This window comes from Mycobacteroides sp. CBMA 271 (assembly GCF_009729205.1).
In the GTDB taxonomy this organism is placed as follows: Bacteria; Actinomycetota; Actinomycetes; order Mycobacteriales; family Mycobacteriaceae; genus Mycobacterium.
Genome location: NZ_VTHB01000001.1, coordinates 776,310 through 792,969, shown reverse-complemented (window position 1 = coordinate 792,969; position 16,660 = coordinate 776,310). Strand labels below are relative to the sequence as shown.

Genomic DNA, 16,660 nt, shown 5'->3' with positions numbered 1-16,660 from the left:
ACGTTGCGCTGGCTGCCTCCTGCCCACCTTCCCTCGCCGATCGCGGTGTGGTCTTTGTCGTGTGTGTTTGGTCGTTCGCTGGCGCGAACCAACGCAGAAACGCGGCAACTATGGAGGACCGAGCATCTTGGCAGTCTCCCGCCAGACTAAGACCGATACCGCAACTACCAACTCCGTACCTGGGGCACCTAGCCGACTTTCCTTCGCCAAGCTGCGCGAACCGCTTGAGGTTCCCGGCTTGCTCGATGTGCAGACGGACTCCTTTGAATGGTTGATTGGCGCGCCGCGCTGGCGTGAAGTTGCATCCGCCCGTGGCGAGGTGAACCCGACCGGCGGCCTTGAGGAGATCCTCACTGAGCTTTCGCCGATCGAGGACTTCTCCGGCTCGATGTCGCTGTCCTTCAGTGACCCGCGCTTCGACGAGGTCAAGGCACCCGTCGACGAGTGCAAAGACAAGGACATGACGTACGCGGCCCCGCTGTTCGTCACGGCCGAGTTCATCAATAACAACACCGGTGAGATCAAGAGCCAGACGGTCTTCATGGGTGACTTCCCGATGATGACCGAAATGGGCACCTTCGTCATCAACGGCACCGAGCGGGTCGTCGTCTCGCAGCTGGTCCGGTCGCCTGGTGTCTACTTCGACGACACCATCGACAAGTCGACCGAGAAGACCCTGCACAGCGTCAAGGTCATCCCCGGCCGTGGTGCATGGCTCGAGTTCGACGTCGACAAGCGCGACACCGTCGGCGTCCGCATCGACCGCAAGCGCCGTCAGCCCGTCACCGTGCTGCTCAAGGCGCTCGGCTGGACTAACGAGCAGATCGTCGAGCGCTTCGGGTTCTCCGAAATCATGATGGGGACCCTCGAGAAGGACAACATCGCCGGTCCCGACGAGGCGCTGCTGGACATCTACCGCAAGCTGCGCCCGGGCGAGCCGCCGACCAAGGAGTCGGCGCAGGCCCTGCTGGAGAACCTGTTCTTCAAGGAGAAGCGTTACGACCTGGCCCGCGTGGGTCGGTACAAGGTGAACAAGAAGCTGGGCCTGGGAGGCGCCAACCCGGCTCTCGTGACCTCGACCACCCTCAACGAGGAAGACGTCGTCGCCACCATCGAGTACCTGGTGCGTCTGCACGAGGGCCAGACCACGATGACCGCCCCCGGCGGTCTCCCGGTTCCCGTCGAGGTCGATGACATCGACCACTTCGGTAACCGTCGTCTGCGCACCGTCGGCGAGCTGATCCAGAACCAAATCCGGGTCGGCCTATCCCGCATGGAGCGTGTCGTGCGTGAGCGCATGACCACCCAGGACGTCGAGGCGATCACGCCGCAGACCCTGATCAACATCCGTCCCGTCGTGGCGGCGATCAAGGAGTTCTTCGGGACCAGCCAGCTGTCGCAGTTCATGGACCAGAACAACCCGCTGTCCGGCCTCACCCACAAGCGCCGTCTGTCGGCTCTTGGCCCCGGTGGTCTGACGCGTGACCGTGCAGGCCTGGACGTCCGCGACGTGCACCCCTCGCACTACGGCCGCATGTGCCCGATCGAGACCCCGGAAGGCCCGAACATCGGCCTGATCGGCTCGCTGTCGGTGTACGCGCGGGTCAACCCGTTCGGCTTCATCGAGACGCCGTACCGCAAGACTGTCAATGGCGTGGTCACTGATGAGATCCGTTACCTGACCGCCGATGAAGAGGATCGCCACGTGGTGGCGCAGGCCAACTCGCCGACGAAGCCCAACGCTGATGGCGATCAGGTTTTCGCTGAGGAGCGCGTCCTGGTGCGCCGCAAGGGTGGCGAGGTCGAATTCGTCCCCTCGGCAGAGGTCGATTACATGGACGTTTCACCGCGTCAGATGGTGTCGGTCGCGACCGCGATGATCCCGTTCCTCGAGCACGACGATGCCAACCGTGCCCTGATGGGCGCGAACATGCAGCGTCAGGCAGTTCCGCTGGTGCGCAGCGAGGCTCCGCTGGTCGGTACCGGCATGGAGCTGCGTGCCGCCATCGACGCCGGTGACGTCGTCATCGCGGAGAAGGCCGGTGTCATCGAAGAGGTGTCCGCCGACTACATCACCGTGATGGCCGATGACGGCACCCGTCAGAGCTACCGACTGCGTAAGTTTGCGCGGTCGAACCATGGCACCTGTGCCAACCAGCGCCCGATTGTGGACGAAGGTCAGCGTGTCGAGGTCGGCCAGGTTGTCGCCGACGGTCCGTGCACCGAAAACGGCGAGATGGCCCTCGGTAAGAACCTGCTCGTGGCGATCATGCCGTGGGAAGGTCACAACTACGAGGACGCCATCATCCTGTCCAACCGCCTGGTGGAAGAGGATGTGCTCACCTCGATTCATATCGAAGAGCACGAAATCGATGCGCGCGACACGAAGCTCGGCGCCGAGGAGATCACGCGGGATATCCCGAACGTCTCCGATGAGGTGTTGGCTGACCTCGACGAGCGCGGGATCATCCGCATCGGTGCCGAGGTCCGCGACGGCGACGTCCTCGTCGGCAAGGTCACCCCGAAGGGTGAGACCGAGCTGACCCCCGAGGAGCGTCTGCTGCGTGCCATCTTCGGTGAGAAGGCCCGCGAGGTCCGCGACACCTCCCTGAAGGTGCCGCACGGCGAGTCCGGCAAGGTCATCGGTATCCGCGTGTTCTCGCGCGATGACGATGACGATCTGCCTGCCGGTGTGAACGAGCTGGTTCGGGTCTACGTCGCGCAGAAGCGCAAGATCTCCGACGGTGACAAGCTCGCCGGACGCCACGGCAACAAGGGCGTCATCGGCAAGATTTTGCCCGTCGAGGACATGCCGTTCCTGCCTGATGGCACCCCGGTCGACGTCATCCTGAACACCCACGGTGTGCCGCGTCGTATGAACATCGGCCAGATCCTGGAAACCCACCTGGGGTGGGTGGCCAAGACCGGCTGGAACATCGAAGGCAATCCGGAATGGGCGGCCAATCTGCCCGCGGACCTCATCTCCGCACCGGCCGATACCCGTACGGCCACCCCGGTGTTCGACGGTGCCCGCGAGGAGGAGCTGACCGGACTGCTGTCCTCGACGCTGCCCAACCGGGACGGCGAGGTCATGGTCGATGGTGACGGTAAGGCGCGGCTGTTCGACGGCCGCAACGGCGACCCGTTCCCGTACCCCGTGACCGTCGGCTACATGTACATCCTCAAGCTGCACCACTTGGTCGACGACAAGATCCACGCGCGCTCGACCGGCCCGTACTCGATGATCACCCAGCAGCCGCTTGGTGGTAAGGCGCAGTTCGGTGGTCAGCGATTCGGTGAGATGGAGTGCTGGGCCATGCAGGCCTACGGCGCCGCGTACACGCTGCAGGAGCTGCTGACCATCAAGTCCGACGACACCGTCGGTCGCGTGAAGGTCTACGAGGCAATCGTCAAGGGCGAGAACATCCCCGAGCCGGGTATCCCCGAGTCGTTCAAGGTTCTGCTCAAGGAACTCCAGTCGCTGTGCCTCAACGTGGAGGTGCTGTCCAAGGAGGGCACCACCATCGAGATGCGCGATGGTGATGACGAGGACCTGGAGCGCGCAGCTGCGAACCTGGGAATTAACTTGTCCCGCAACGAATCTGCGTCCATCGAAGACTTTGCGTGACTTCGTCCGTCTGATCGAACTATCCCGCAAGGGGAAAGGGAGTTTACGTGCTCGACGTCAACTTCTTCGATGAACTCCGTATCGGCCTCGCGTCGGCGGATGACATCCGTAATTGGTCCTTCGGCGAAGTCAAGAAGCCGGAGACCATCAACTACCGCACGCTGAAGCCTGAGAAGGACGGCCTGTTCTGCGAGAAGATCTTCGGACCTACTCGCGACTGGGAGTGCTACTGCGGCAAGTACAAGCGCGTGCGCTTCAAGGGCATCATCTGTGAGCGCTGCGGCGTCGAGGTGACCCGCGCCAAGGTGCGCCGTGAGCGGATGGGCCATATCGAACTGGCCGCCCCGGTCACGCACATCTGGTACTTCAAGGGTGTCCCGTCCCGTCTGGGATACCTGCTTGACTTGGCGCCGAAGGATCTCGAAAAGATCATCTACTTCGCTGCTTACGTCATCATCGCGGTGGACGATGAGCTGCGCCACAACGAGCTCTCGACGCTCGAGGCCGAGATGGAGGTCGAGAAGAAGTCGGTCGCCGATCAGCGTGACAGCGATCTCGAGGTCCGCGCCCAGAAGCTCGAGGCCGACCTGGCCGAGCTGGAGGCCGAGGGCGCCAAGTCCGATGTGCGCCGCAAGGTGCGCGACGGCGGCGAGCGCGAGATGCGTCAGTTGCGCGACCGGGCCCAGCGTGAGCTGGATCGGCTCGACGAGATCTGGACCACCTTCACCAAGCTGAGCGTCCAGCAGCTGATCATCGACGAGGTGCTCTACCGCGAGCTGGTGGATCGCTACGGCGAGTACTTCACCGGTGCCATGGGCGCCGAGGCCGTGCAGAAGCTCATCGAGAACTTCGACATCCCCGCCGAGGCCGAGAATCTGCGCGAGACCATCCGCAGTGGCAAGGGGCAGAAGAAGCTTCGTGCCCTCAAGCGGCTCAAGGTGGTGGCGGCGTTCCAGAACTCCACCAACACCCCGGGCGGCATGGTGCTCGACGCCGTGCCGGTGATCCCGCCGGAGCTGCGTCCGATGGTTCAGCTGGACGGTGGCCGCTTCGCGACCTCCGACCTCAACGACCTGTACCGCCGTGTGATCAACCGCAACAATCGCCTCAAGCGACTGATCGATCTTGGTGCGCCCGAGATCATCGTCAACAACGAGAAGCGGATGCTGCAGGAGTCGGTGGACGCGCTGTTCGACAACGGCCGTCGTGGACGTCCGGTCACCGGACCGGGTAACCGCCCGCTCAAGTCGCTGTCGGATCTACTCAAGGGCAAGCAGGGTCGGTTCCGTCAGAACCTGCTCGGTAAGCGCGTTGACTACTCGGGCCGCTCGGTCATCGTGGTTGGCCCGCAGCTCAAGCTGCACCAGTGCGGTCTGCCGAAGCTGATGGCTCTGGAGCTGTTCAAGCCGTTCGTGATGAAGCGTCTGGTCGATCTGAACCACGCGCAGAACATCAAGAGCGCCAAGCGGATGGTGGAACGTCAGCGCGCCCAGGTGTGGGATGTCCTCGAAGAGGTCATCGCCGAGCACCCGGTGCTGCTGAACCGCGCGCCAACCCTGCACCGCCTGGGTATCCAGGCGTTCGAGCCGCAGCTGGTGGAAGGCAAGGCCATCCAGCTGCACCCGCTGGTGTGTGAGGCGTTCAACGCCGACTTCGACGGTGACCAGATGGCCGTGCACCTTCCGCTGTCGGCGGAGGCGCAGGCCGAGGCGCGCATCCTGATGCTGTCCTCGAACAACATCCTGTCGCCCGCGTCGGGTCGTCCGCTGGCCATGCCGCGTCTGGACATGGTGACGGGCCTGTACTTCCTGACTGCCGAGGTCCCCGGTGACACCGGAGCACATGTTCCGGCTGCCAAGGACCGGCCGGAGTCCGGTGTGTACAGCTCGACTGCCGAGGCCATCATGGCGATGGATCGCGGCGCGTTGAGTGTGCGTGCGCCCATCCGGGTCCGGCTGACGCACCAGCGTCCGCCGGCCGAGGTCGAGGCCGAGCAGTTCGAGAATGGCTGGCGCCCAGGCGATGCCTGGATCGCCGAGACCACGCTGGGCCGCGTGTTGTTCAACGAGCTGCTGCCGCACGGGTATCCGTTCGTGAACAAGCAGATGCACAAGAAGGTGCAGTCGGCGATCATCAACGATCTCGCCGAGCGCTTCCCGATGATCGTGGTCGCGCAGACCGTCGACAAGCTCAAGGACGCCGGTTTCCACTGGGCCACGCGTTCGGGTGTGACGGTGTCCATGGCCGACGTGCTGGTTCCGCCGCAGAAGGCAGAGATCCTCGACCGCTACGAGAAGGAAGCGGAGCGGATCGAAAAGCAGTACCAGCGTGGTGCTTTGAACCACCAGGAGCGGCGCGAGGCGCTGGTCAAGATCTGGCAGGAGGCCACCGACGAGGTCGGTAAGGCACTGGAAGAGCACTACCCCGACGACAACCCGATCACCTTGCTGCCCAAGTCTGGTGCCACCGGCAACATGACCCAGGTGCGCAACCTGGCAGGCATGAAGGGTCTGGTGACCAACCCGAAGGGTGAGTACATCCCGCGGCCGATCAAGTCCTCGTTCCGTGAGGGCCTGACCGTTCTCGAGTACTTCATCAACACGCACGGCGCCCGTAAGGGTCTGGCGGACACCGCGCTTCGCACCGCGGACTCGGGCTACCTGACCCGTCGTCTGGTGGACGTCTCGCAGGACGTCATCGTCCGCGAGCACGACTGTGGCACCGAGCGCGGCATCAATGTGACGATTGCGGAAAAGCAGGCCGACGGCGTGCTGATCCGCGACGCGCACATCGAAACCTCCGCCTATGCACGGACTCTCGCCGCCGACGCGGTGGACTCCGATGGCACCGTGTTGGTGGAGCGTGGACATGATCTGGGTGATCCGGCGATCGAGAAGCTGCTCGCCGCGGGTGTCACCACGGTCAAGGTGCGGTCGGTGCTTACCTGCACCACCGGCACCGGGGTCTGCGCGATGTGCTACGGCCGCTCGATGGCGACCGGCAAGATCGTCGACATTGGCGAGGCGGCGGGCATCGTGGCCGCGCAGTCGATCGGTGAGCCCGGTACCCAGCTGACCATGCGTACCTTCCACCAGGGTGGCGTCGGTGACGACATCACCGGTGGTCTGCCGCGTGTCACCGAGCTGTTCGAGGCGCGCGTTCCCAAGGGCAAGGCACCCATTGCCGATGTCACCGGACGCGTGCGCCTGGAAGAGGGCGAGCGCTTCTACAAGATGACCATCGTCCCGGATGACGGTGGCGAGGAAGTGGTCTACGACAAGCTCTCCAAGCGTCAGCGCCTGCGCGTCTTCAAGCATGAGGACGGCTCCGAGCGTCCGCTGGCCGACGGCGATCACGTCGAGGTCGGACAGCAGCTCATGGAGGGTGCGGCCGATCCGCACGAGGTGCTCCGCGTCATGGGTCCGCGACAGGTGCAGGTGCACCTGGTCAGCGAGGTCCAGGAGGTGTACCGCAGCCAGGGTGTGTCGATTCACGACAAGCACATCGAGGTCATCGTGCGCCAGATGCTGCGTCGCGTGACGATCATCGACTCGGGCGCAACGGAATTCCTGCCTGGCTCGCTTACCGAGCGTGGCGAGTTCGAGAGCGCGAACCGTCGCGTGGTGGCCGAGGGCAACGAGCCCGCGGCCGGCCGTCCGGTGCTGATGGGTATCACCAAGGCATCGCTGGCCACCGACTCGTGGCTGTCGGCGGCGTCCTTCCAGGAGACCACTCGCGTGCTGACCGATGCGGCAATCAACTGCCGTAGCGACAGGCTGAATGGTCTGAAGGAGAACGTCATCATCGGTAAGTTGATCCCGGCTGGTACCGGTATCAATCGCTACCGCAACATTGCGGTGCAACCGACCGAAGAGGCGCGGGCTGCCGCGTACACGATCCCGTCGTACGAGGATGCCTACTACAGCCCCGACTTCGGCACCGGTAACACCGGTGCTGCGGTGCCGCTGGATGACTACGGCTACTCGGATTACCGGTAGCACTACCGCTAGTTGCTAACGCGAAAGGCCCCTGGGACATCCCGGGGGCCTTTCCGTTTCCCTCGCCGCGAGCAGACATGTATTGCGGGGCCGCCCTGGGATTCTGTGCACTAGGCGTGTGTTTGTCGTGCTGCGGTGCGTCTGTGCCGGAATGCGGCCGCCGTCACCATGCCGAGCACGATTGGCGCGACAAGCCACTCAAGCAGCATGTCGACCGGGATGATCGGACCCAGCACCGGGCACTGGTGACGGAACTTCGCGTAGAAGTAGCCCTGCACAGCCGTCAATGCTGCCAGGCTGAGCCAGAACAGGACCCAGGAATAGTCCACCGTCAGCCCCGGACCGGTGGCCCTGATTATCGCGATTGTGCCGACGCCCATCAGTACCGCGGCTCCCGCCGCAGTGCCGTAGGCGATCCACCAGCGACAAATGTCGAGACCAAGTTGGCCGGCGACGATCGCGAAGGGGAGCAGGACGGTGAGTGTTGGCCATGTCTTGCGCACAATGAACTGTCGGTTGATCACGCCAGAACCCTATTCACGCAGGCGAAGTCGGTTCAGCGCGAAAGTACCTAATCAGGCTCCGCAATTCCACGCAGTACCAGGCGGCCTGTCCCGGTTTCCTCTGCAATAAGTGTCTGCGCAGGCAATGATGTCCGGATGACGGTTGCCAATTCCGAATCCGAGACGCCCGACGCTGGATATTCGCGCGGCCTGTCGGCCCGCACGGTGCAGATGATTGCGATCGGCGGTGCCATCGGCACCGGCCTCTTTTACGGGGCGGGCGGTGCGATCGAGAAGGCGGGCCCTGCGCTCATCCTTGCGTACCTCGTTGCAGGCCTGGCCATCTTCGTGATCATGCGGGCACTCGGCGAACTACTGGTCTATCGGCCAGTGTCGGGCAGCATCTCCGAGTATGCCGAGGAGTTCCTGGGACGCTTCGCAGGCTTCGCTAATGGCTGGACGTACTGGGCGGTGTGGGCCACCACTTGTATGGCCGAGATCACCGTCGCTGGCGTGTACATCCAACGGTGGTGGCCCGGGATCCCGCAGTGGGTCACCGCGCTGACCGTCCTGCTCATCCTGTTTGTGGCCAACCTAATATCGGTGAAGATCTTCGGTGAGGCCGAGTTTTGGTTCTCGATGATCAAGGTGACGGCGATCGTCGGCATGATCATCATCGGTATCGGTGTGCTGCTTCCTATTTCGGGCCTGGGGCCGGAGTCGGGCCCGACGGTCACCAATCTGTGGAACGACGGCGGGTTCTTCCCGACAGGATTCAGCCAGGCCTTGCTGAGCCTGCAGATCGTGGTGTTCGCGTATGTCGGCGTCGAGCTCGTCGGTGTTACGGCGGGGGAGGCCGAGAACCCGAAAGTGACGCTGCGCAAGGCCATCAACACCTTGCCGTTCCGTATCGGTTTGTTCTATGTGGGTGCGCTGATCGTCATTCTGTCGATCCAGGGTTGGCGGAATTACCACAAGGGCGAGAGTCCGTTCGTCGCGGTGTTTGAGTACCTCAACATTCCGCAGGCGGCGAACATCGTGAATTTCATCTTGCTGACGGCTGCGCTGTCCTCCTGTAATTCGGGTATCTATTCGACCGGCCGGATGGTGCGCAGCCTGGCGCAGCGCGGCGACGCGCCGGTGGGCCTACAGTCGTTGAGCTCACGTCACGTGCCGATGTTGGCCATCTGCTTCTCCGCTCTGGCGATGGGTATCGGCGTGTTCGTCAACTGGCTCTCGCCCGCCAAGGCCTTTGCCTACATCACCTCGGTGTCGACTATTGGCATCATCTTTGTGTGGGGTTCAATCCTGGTGTGCCACATGATCTATCGTAAGCGGGTCGCCGCCGGGGAACTGCCCGCCTCGGACTACAGGCTGCCCGGTGCGCCAGTGACGAATGTGTTGGCGTTGGCCTTCCTGGCCCTCGTGGTGGTGCTGTTGTTCTTCACCGAGGACGGCCGTACCGCGATTCTGGTGGGTCTGGTGTGGTTCGCGATCGTGGTGCTCGGCTACTTCGTGCACCACGGCGAGCCGGTAGAACGAGAAAGGCAAGAAGCCTAAGCGCGGTCGGTGTCCAGAATGATCTCGACGGTCACGCGGTCGCCCGGTCCCTTGCCCAGCTGCGCCTGAATGTCTTTGCGCACCCCGAGTAGATGCCTGCCGCCGTACGGCGCCAAGGAACCCGTGTAGGTCACCGAGCTGTCGAACAAGGCCCGCACCGGCACTCGGGCCTTGACGCCGAAGGTTTCCATGACGGAGAACGGGAACTCAACGAATGCACCGGGGCCCTCGGGCTTCTCGATCGTCGCCTGGAACGTGATGGTGCCGGGGTCGCGGTACTCCACCATGGTGTGAAGTCTAGGTGCGGTGACCTTAGCAAACATTGGGATCCGATGTTTCCTATAGTTATCAACATGGCGGGGGACGGCGGCAACAAGAGACAGTTTGATTTCCGGCGATTTGTCGCGGTGTGGCTCTCCCCAGTGCTGTCCATCTGGCCATGGTTCTCAGCTGCCCCAGCGTGGTTCGCGATGTTCTGCACAGCGTTCTTTGGCCTTGGCTGGATTGTCATTCTGCGCGACGGTGACTTGCCTGGATACCGCAGGGAGCCTCCCGTCGAGTATTGGATGGCTGTTCCGTGGCATTGGCGTGCCGATGGCGACCATACGGGTGTCCGGGTTCCGTTGCGCTACAACCCTGGACCTGTGGGGGTGGCGGTCCTGCTGTCCGTATGCCTGGTGATCCTCGCTCCGGCGGTGATACGAGTAGTCGCCGATGTCCACGTGTTCAGTCATCCCGCGGTGGGCGCGTCGACCGCCAAGGATGGCGCGATGTACTTCTTTATCTTCTACGGGAGCTTGATTTTTGGGGTCGTTGCGCTGATGTGGGTGATGAATTTTCTGGTGGATCTGCCCGCCCGCGGCCGTAGCCTGCTCTTGTCGGCAGAGGGAATCTGGGTGCCCGGCAGGCAGTCTGTCGTGCGTTGGTCCGAGGTCGGGGAGGTCTGTCACATTGGAACGGGTTGGCGCCGAGTCGATTTCCAACTGCGAGGGCGTGACGGCGCGGTCCTTGCCGCGCTGCGGACTCAACGAGCGGCACTGCCGCCGAATACGATTGTCACAGGCTTGCGGGACGATTCAGTGCTGAGGGCTGGGCTGGGCGAGCCCGGCGCGGCCGAGGAGGTCAACGCACTGGTCCTCGGCCACGCCGCTGAGGGCACGTTGCCTTAGGCGCGGACGAGCTCGTCGATCTGGTTGATCGCCGACGTTGCGCCTTCGATGACGCCCATGTCCAGCACCTTCTGTAGTGCCTCGGCAGTCTCAAACGTGCTGACGTAGGTCGCCAGGGTGCGGCCGTCCTGTTCCACGAAGGTGTACACGTTCTCCGAGACCGGCATGTTGTCCACCGGGTTCAGGTTCTCGTCGGAGAATCCGTCCTGGAACGTGAAGCCGTTGGGTTCATCGAGTGTCGTGATCTCCCACCAACCGGCGTACCGTTCCCCCTCGGGACCGGTCATGTAGTAGTTCACCCGGCCGCCCGGTTTGAAATTGTGGTCGACAAACGTGGCCGGACAAGACGTTGGGCCCCAAACCTTTTCGAGCTGACGCGGGTCGGCGTAGATCTGCCAGATTCGGGTGATCGGAGCCTCGAACTCGGCGGTAATGGTGAGGGTCCGGGTGTCGATGTTGTGAGTGACGTTGGTGACGGGCATGATTCAGTCCTCCGTTGATTGTTTGGTTGCGGGTGGGTCGAGTGCGATGAGTTCGTCGATACGAGCGATCCTGCCGCGCCAGATCTGCTCCAGTTCGGAGAGCATGATGCCCACCGAACGAACCGCTGCCACGTCGCCGCTGGCCAGTTGCTCGCGACCATTGCGTCGTTTGGTCAGCAGCCCAGCACTTTCCAGCACGGCGACGTGCTTTTGCACAGCGGCGAAACTCATGTTGTAGTTCGCCGCAAGTGTCGAGACCGAGTGCTCGCCGGCCAGCACGCGCCGCAGAATGTCGCGTCGGGTGCGGTCGGAGAGCGCATGGAACATGGCGTCGGCCCTGTCCTCATCCGGGTCGGTCACTCCATAAATGTACAACCATTTGGTTGTATGTCAAGGTCTCCGTATCGGCGTCAGTGCCGGGGCGATCTAGAAAGGTTGGACCAGGTCGTATCTGCTGGTTGCGATGGTGTCGAGATTCGTGTGCGCGCCAAAGGCTTTGACGCTGTCCAGCATGGCCATTGCGCGTGCGGTCAGCTGCTGTTGATCGGCGGCGTCATACCAGGCCAGCGGATCGGTCAGTGCCGAGGTGGGAAAGTGCTCGAAGACGATCGCCGAGATCTCCGGTGCGTCGACGGTGACGGCGCGGACCACCAGGTTCTGTTCATATCCGATCGTTGACTGCAGGTCGAGTGCGTTCTGGGTGTGCACGCCCTGCCATTGCTGACGCCATGCTTCGAAGGGCATGTCCACGGGCCTGCGCAACAAGGCAATGTTGGTGAAACCCGTTGACCGCGCGCCGGGTTCGGGGGCGGGGGAGGGAAGCGGTACCGACTCGGCAACGAGATATCCGTGTGCGGCGGCCGATGATTGCGCGAGGATAGTCCCGATCTCACCTACCTCTGCGCCGTAGGACTGCCGCACCCACACGCTGACCGCCGCCGCGAACGGCGGATCCAGCGTCACGAGCCGCAGGCTCGCGGCGCGCACGGCGGCGTCGTGGACGCACACCGTCAACCCATGCACGCCCAGCGCCCGGACCTTGTCGGCGATATCCGTACGCAGATGTTCCGCCCACTCATCGGTGGCGGCATCGGATGGTTGGCGTAATACGAAGACGACCTTCTCCACGCCTCCATTCTTAGGTGATTTCGGTGCAAAAAGGTGCGTTGGGCGCACAACAATGCGCTGAAATCGCGAAGGAACAGATCTTGTCCAACTGTCAAAAATCTGTAACACTGGACGCATGGCCGATACGCATGTCGTCACTAATCAGGTTCCTGCGCTGCGCGACTACAACGCCGCGAGCAGCCCCGTGCTGATGGAAGCGCTCATCCGCGAGGGCGGTCAGTGGGGCGTCGACGAGGTCCTCGAGGTGGGTGCGCTCAACGGCACCGACCGGATGCAGCGTGCCGGCGAGCTGGCCAACCGGAATCGGCCGGTGCTGCACACGCATGACCGTTGGGGTCACCGCATCGACGAAATCGAGTTCGATCCCGCCTACCACGACCTCATGCGCGAGGCGGTCGCCCACGGGTTGCACGGAGCGCCGTGGGGCGATGAGCGCCCTGGTGCCCATGTCGTCCGTGCCGCAAAAACCGGCGTGTGGACTGCCGATCCCGGTCACATGTGTCCGATCTCGATGACCTACGCGGTGGTGCCGGCGTTGCGTGCAAACCCCGAACTGGCGGCGATCTACGAGCCGCTGCTGTCCAGCCGCGAATACGACCCGGAGCTGCGAGTGCCCACAACCAAGGCGGGGCTGACGGCGGGCATGTCGATGACGGAGAAACAGGGTGGCTCGGATGTGCGCGCGGGTACCACCACCGCCACTCCAAACGCGGACGGTAGCTACACCCTGGTTGGCCACAAATGGTTTACCTCGGCGCCGATGTGCGATGTCTTCCTGGTACTGGCGCAGGCGCCCACCGGATTGTCGTGCTTCTTCCTGCCGCGAGTGCTTCCAGACGGCACTCGTAATCGGATGCAGCTGCAGCGCCTGAAAGACAAGCTTGGCAACCACTCGAACGCTTCTTCGGAAGTCGAGTACGACGGTGCCACGGCCTGGCTGGTCGGCGAGGAGGGACGCGGTGTCAAGACCATCATCGAGATGGTCAACATGACGCGCCTGGACTGCACCCTCGGGTCAGCCACCAGCATGCGCGCGGGTGTGGCGCTGGCGATGCATCATGCTCAGCACCGCAAGGCATTCGGCGAGTACCTCATCGATCAGCCGCTCATGCGTAACGTGCTCGCGGACCTCGCGATAGAAGCGGAAGCCGCCACCATGGTGGCCATGCGGATGGCCGGTGCCACCGACCGCGCCACCCGCGGCGACGAGACGGAATCGCTATTGCGACGCATCGGGTTAGCCGCCAGCAAGTATTGGGTGTGCAAGCGCGCCACTCCGCATGCCGGCGAAGCCATGGAATGTCTGGGCGGCAACGGGTACGTAGAGGACTCGGGACTGCCTCGCCTGTACCGCGAGGCCCCGCTGATGGGCATTTGGGAGGGGTCCGGGAACGTGAGTGCACTGGACACTTTGCGGGCGATGGCCACCAAACCCGAATGCGTTGAGGTGCTGTTCAAGGAGCTTGCGCTCGCCCAGGGGCAGGATGAGCGACTGGACCGCCACATCAACGGATTGCAGTCGCAGCTCAGCGATCTGGAGTCGGTCACCTACCGTGCTCGCAAGGTCGCCGAGGACATCTGCCTCGCGCTGCAGGGGGCGCTGTTGGTGCGCCACGGGCATCCGGCGGTCGCTCAGGCTTTCCTGGCGACTCGGCTGGCCGGCAACTGGGGCGGTGCATTCGGAACTCTACCAACGGGATTGGATCTTTCACCGATTCTGGAGCGGGCAACCGTCAAGGCAGGCAGCTAACCGGTGGATACCCTGAAGACGATGACCTACGAGGTCACCGATCGAATTGCGCGCATCACCTTCAACCGGCCCGAGCAGGGCAACGCCATCATCGCCGAAACCCCGTTGGAGCTCGCCGCGCTGGTGGAACGCGCCGACCTGGACCCTCAGGTGCACGTCATTCTGGTATCGGGTCGCGGAGACGGATTCTGCGGCGGCTTTGACCTGAGCGCCTACGCCGAGGCGAACGACGAAGGTTCGGCACAGTATTCGGGCACGGCCCTGGACGGTCAGATGCAGCTGCGCAACCATCTGCCGAACATCAACTGGGATCCCATGCTGGACTACCAGATGATGAGCCGATTCACGCGCGGGTTCTCCTCTCTACTGCACGCCAACAAACCGACCGTGGTGAAGGCGCACGGATACTGCGTGGCCGGTGGTACGGATATCGCATTACACGCCGATCAGCTCATCGTCGCCGCCGACGCCAAGATCGGGTACCCGCCCACCCGGGTATGGGGGGTGCCGGCCACCGGACTGTGGGCGCACAAGCTCGGTGACCAGCGTGCGAAACGTCTACTGCTCACCGGTGATTGCCTCTCGGGTAAGCAAGCGTACGAATGGGGCCTAGCGGTCGAGGCGCCGGAACCCGAAGACCTCGATGAGCGCACCGAGCGGCTGGTGGCGCGCATCGCGGCGATGCCGCTGAACCAGTTGATGATGATCAAACTCGCCTGCAACTCGGTGCTGATCAATCAGGGAATCGCCAACAGCGCCATGGTCGGAACGGTTTTCGACGGCATTTCCCGGCATACCGCGGAGGCACACGCATTCACCACGGATGCCATCCAGAACGGTTACCGGCAGGCGGTCCGGCATCGCGACGAGCCGTTCGGTGACTACGGCCGCCGTCCCACCGATCTGTAGCGATGCCCGAGAACCCGGTCGATCACCACCCGATGACCGCACGCTCGGTCATCCTGAGCCTCCTGCTGGGTGCGCACCCCGCCGAACTATCGGTACGAGAAATCCGGGCAGTGACAACCCTCTTCGGGATAGGCGACACCACGGTGCGAGTGGCGTTGACCCGCATGGTGTCCGCCGGTGACCTGACGCGAACCGATATGGGATATCGGCTCGCCGAACGACTGCAGGCCCGCCAACTTCGTCAGGACGAGGCCTGCGATCCGCATCGCCGATCCTGGGGAGGCGACTGGACACAGTTGGTGGTCACCAGCGTCGGACGCGATGCACGCGACCGCAACGATCTGCGGACAACGCTGCGACAAAGGCGTTTCGGCGAACTGCGTGAGGGCGTGTGGTTGCGTCCGGACAACTTGGAGATCGATCTGCCGCCGTCGGTCACCGACCATGTGTGGGTTCTGCGTACCCGAACCGATGACCCCGAGGCGCTGGCCGTCCAGTTGTGGGACCTGCCTGGGTGGTCCACGTATGCGACGGCGCTGTTGCAGTGGTGGGACCAGTCCAACGCGATACCGGCGCGATTCGTCTTGGCGGCGGCTATGGTGCGGCATCTGCTGGCCGACCCTGTGCTACCGGACGAATTGTTGCCGCCGGATTGGCCCGCGGACGAAATACGCTCCCGCTACCGGGAATTCAAGAACGAGGTGGTGGCACTGCGTGATACCGCTGAGATGGAGGAGGTTCCCCTGTGAACGAACCCGTGAGTGAATATGCCGTTCGAGTCGAAAAGAATGGGCCGGTGACGACGGTCATCCTCAACAGGCCCCATGCGCGTAACGCCGTCGACGGCCCCACCGCGGCGGCTCTGTTGGCGGCGTTCACCGAATTCGATGCCGATCCCGAAGCGTCCGTGGCGGTGTTGTGGGGTGACAACGGAACATTCTGTGCGGGAGCAGATCTGAAGGCCATGGGCTCGGACCGTGGGAATGAACTGCACCCGCATGGCCCCGGCCCGATGGGCCCGTCCCGGCTCCGGCTGTCCAAACCGGTGATCGCGGCAGTATCGGGGCATGCGGTCGCGGGCGGGATCGAACTGGCGCTGTGGTGCGACCTGCGCGTCGTCGAGGAGGACGCGGTGCTCGGCGTGTTCTGTCGGCGCTGGGGCGTGCCGCTCATCGACGGCGGAACGATCAGGCTGCCTCGGCTGATCGGACACTCGCGTGCCATGGACCTCATCCTCACCGGACGTCCCGTTACGGCGAATGAGGCCCTGGATATCGGGCTGGCCAACCGGGTGGTTCCCCATGGTCACGCCCGGATAGCGGCGGAAACCCTCGCCGCCGAGATCGCGGCGTTCCCGCAGCAGTGTGTGCGGGCCGATCGGGATTCGGCCCTTGCTCAATGGGGCATGACTGAGGAAGCGGCACTGGACAACGAGTTTGGCAGCATCGAGCGGGTCGCCGCCGAGGCGCTCGAGGGCGCCGGGCGGTTCGCGGCGGGTGCTGGACGCCATGGCGCCGGAGTTTGATGCGCCGC

13 protein-coding genes are annotated in these 16,660 nt (G+C 63.6%); 8 read left to right on the top strand and 5 right to left on the bottom strand.

Features of this window, described 5'->3' with window-relative positions; genetic code table 11:
* Window positions 1-127: 127 nt before the first annotated feature.
* Together FZI91_RS03975 and FZI91_RS03970 are read left to right on the top strand one after the other, a co-directional pair.
* On the top strand, window positions 128-3,628 hold the full coding sequence (locus FZI91_RS03975) for a DNA-directed RNA polymerase subunit beta (RefSeq protein ID WP_155937322.1): 3,501 nt from the start codon (window positions 128-130) through the stop codon (window positions 3,626-3,628).
* Between the two features lie 47 nt (window positions 3,629-3,675).
* Window positions 3,676-7,626 (top strand): DNA-directed RNA polymerase subunit beta', encoded by a 3,951-nt coding sequence (locus FZI91_RS03970; protein WP_162526249.1) that lies wholly within the window; start codon window positions 3,676-3,678, stop codon window positions 7,624-7,626.
* 110 nt (window positions 7,627-7,736) lie between these two features.
* Here FZI91_RS03970 and FZI91_RS03965 read toward each other — a convergent pair whose 3' ends face one another.
* Window positions 7,737-8,150: a hypothetical protein gene (locus FZI91_RS03965; RefSeq protein ID WP_162526248.1), complete on the bottom strand. Its 414-nt coding sequence runs from the start codon at window positions 8,148-8,150 to the stop codon at window positions 7,737-7,739.
* Window positions 8,151-8,285: 135 nt separating this feature from the next.
* Between FZI91_RS03965 and FZI91_RS03960 the strand changes: the two genes are divergently transcribed.
* Window positions 8,286-9,689: an amino acid permease gene (locus FZI91_RS03960; protein WP_155937320.1), complete on the top strand. Its 1,404-nt coding sequence runs from the start codon at window positions 8,286-8,288 to the stop codon at window positions 9,687-9,689.
* Here the strand turns inward: FZI91_RS03960 and FZI91_RS03955 are convergent.
* The gene (locus FZI91_RS03955; protein WP_155937318.1) at window positions 9,686-9,976 is read right to left on the bottom strand and encodes a DUF1905 domain-containing protein; all 291 of its coding nucleotides are present in this window, start codon (window positions 9,974-9,976) and stop codon (window positions 9,686-9,688) included. The two genes, FZI91_RS03960 and FZI91_RS03955, sit on opposite strands and share 4 nt — an antisense overlap.
* 66 nt (window positions 9,977-10,042) lie before the next feature.
* Here FZI91_RS03955 and FZI91_RS03950 point away from each other — a divergent pair, with 66 nt between their 5' ends.
* Window positions 10,043-10,858, top strand: a complete 816-nt coding sequence (locus FZI91_RS03950) for a hypothetical protein (RefSeq protein WP_155937316.1) — start codon at window positions 10,043-10,045, stop codon at window positions 10,856-10,858.
* Here the strand turns inward: FZI91_RS03950 and FZI91_RS03945 are convergent.
* The 3 genes from FZI91_RS03945 to FZI91_RS03935 all read right to left on the bottom strand — a co-directional run bounded on the left by FZI91_RS03945 (window position 10,855) and on the right by FZI91_RS03935 (window position 12,468).
* Entirely contained in the window at window positions 10,855-11,340 is a 486-nt protein-coding gene (locus FZI91_RS03945) for an SRPBCC domain-containing protein (RefSeq protein ID WP_155937314.1), read from the bottom strand. The two genes, FZI91_RS03950 and FZI91_RS03945, sit on opposite strands and share 4 nt — an antisense overlap.
* A 3-nt stretch (window positions 11,341-11,343) precedes the next feature.
* Window positions 11,344-11,700, bottom strand: a complete 357-nt coding sequence (locus tag FZI91_RS03940; RefSeq protein WP_162526247.1) for a helix-turn-helix transcriptional regulator — start codon at window positions 11,698-11,700, stop codon at window positions 11,344-11,346.
* A gap of 66 nt (window positions 11,701-11,766) precedes the next feature.
* A complete protein-coding gene (locus FZI91_RS03935; protein WP_162526246.1) occupies window positions 11,767-12,468 on the bottom strand; it encodes a hypothetical protein in 702 nt (233 codons plus the stop codon).
* Between the two features lie 115 nt (window positions 12,469-12,583).
* Here FZI91_RS03935 and FZI91_RS03930 point away from each other — a divergent pair, with 115 nt between their 5' ends.
* The 4 genes from FZI91_RS03930 to FZI91_RS03915 are packed head-to-tail and all read left to right on the top strand — an operon-like array spanning window position 12,584 to window position 16,652.
* Window positions 12,584-14,218, top strand: a complete 1,635-nt coding sequence (locus FZI91_RS03930) for an acyl-CoA dehydrogenase family protein (protein ID WP_155937313.1) — start codon at window positions 12,584-12,586, stop codon at window positions 14,216-14,218.
* Between the two features lie 21 nt (window positions 14,219-14,239).
* Window positions 14,240-15,127 carry a crotonase/enoyl-CoA hydratase family protein gene (locus tag FZI91_RS03925; RefSeq protein ID WP_155937311.1) on the top strand — a complete coding sequence of 296 codons (888 nt, stop codon included), beginning with the start codon at window positions 14,240-14,242 and terminating at the stop codon, window positions 15,125-15,127.
* A gap of 32 nt (window positions 15,128-15,159) precedes the next feature.
* Window positions 15,160-15,876: a PaaX family transcriptional regulator C-terminal domain-containing protein gene (locus tag FZI91_RS03920; protein WP_155937811.1), complete on the top strand. Its 717-nt coding sequence runs from the start codon at window positions 15,160-15,162 to the stop codon at window positions 15,874-15,876.
* 8 nt (window positions 15,877-15,884) lie between these two features.
* A complete protein-coding gene (locus tag FZI91_RS03915; RefSeq protein WP_375234371.1) occupies window positions 15,885-16,652 on the top strand; it encodes a crotonase/enoyl-CoA hydratase family protein in 768 nt (255 codons plus the stop codon).
* Window positions 16,653-16,660 lie beyond the last annotated feature (8 nt).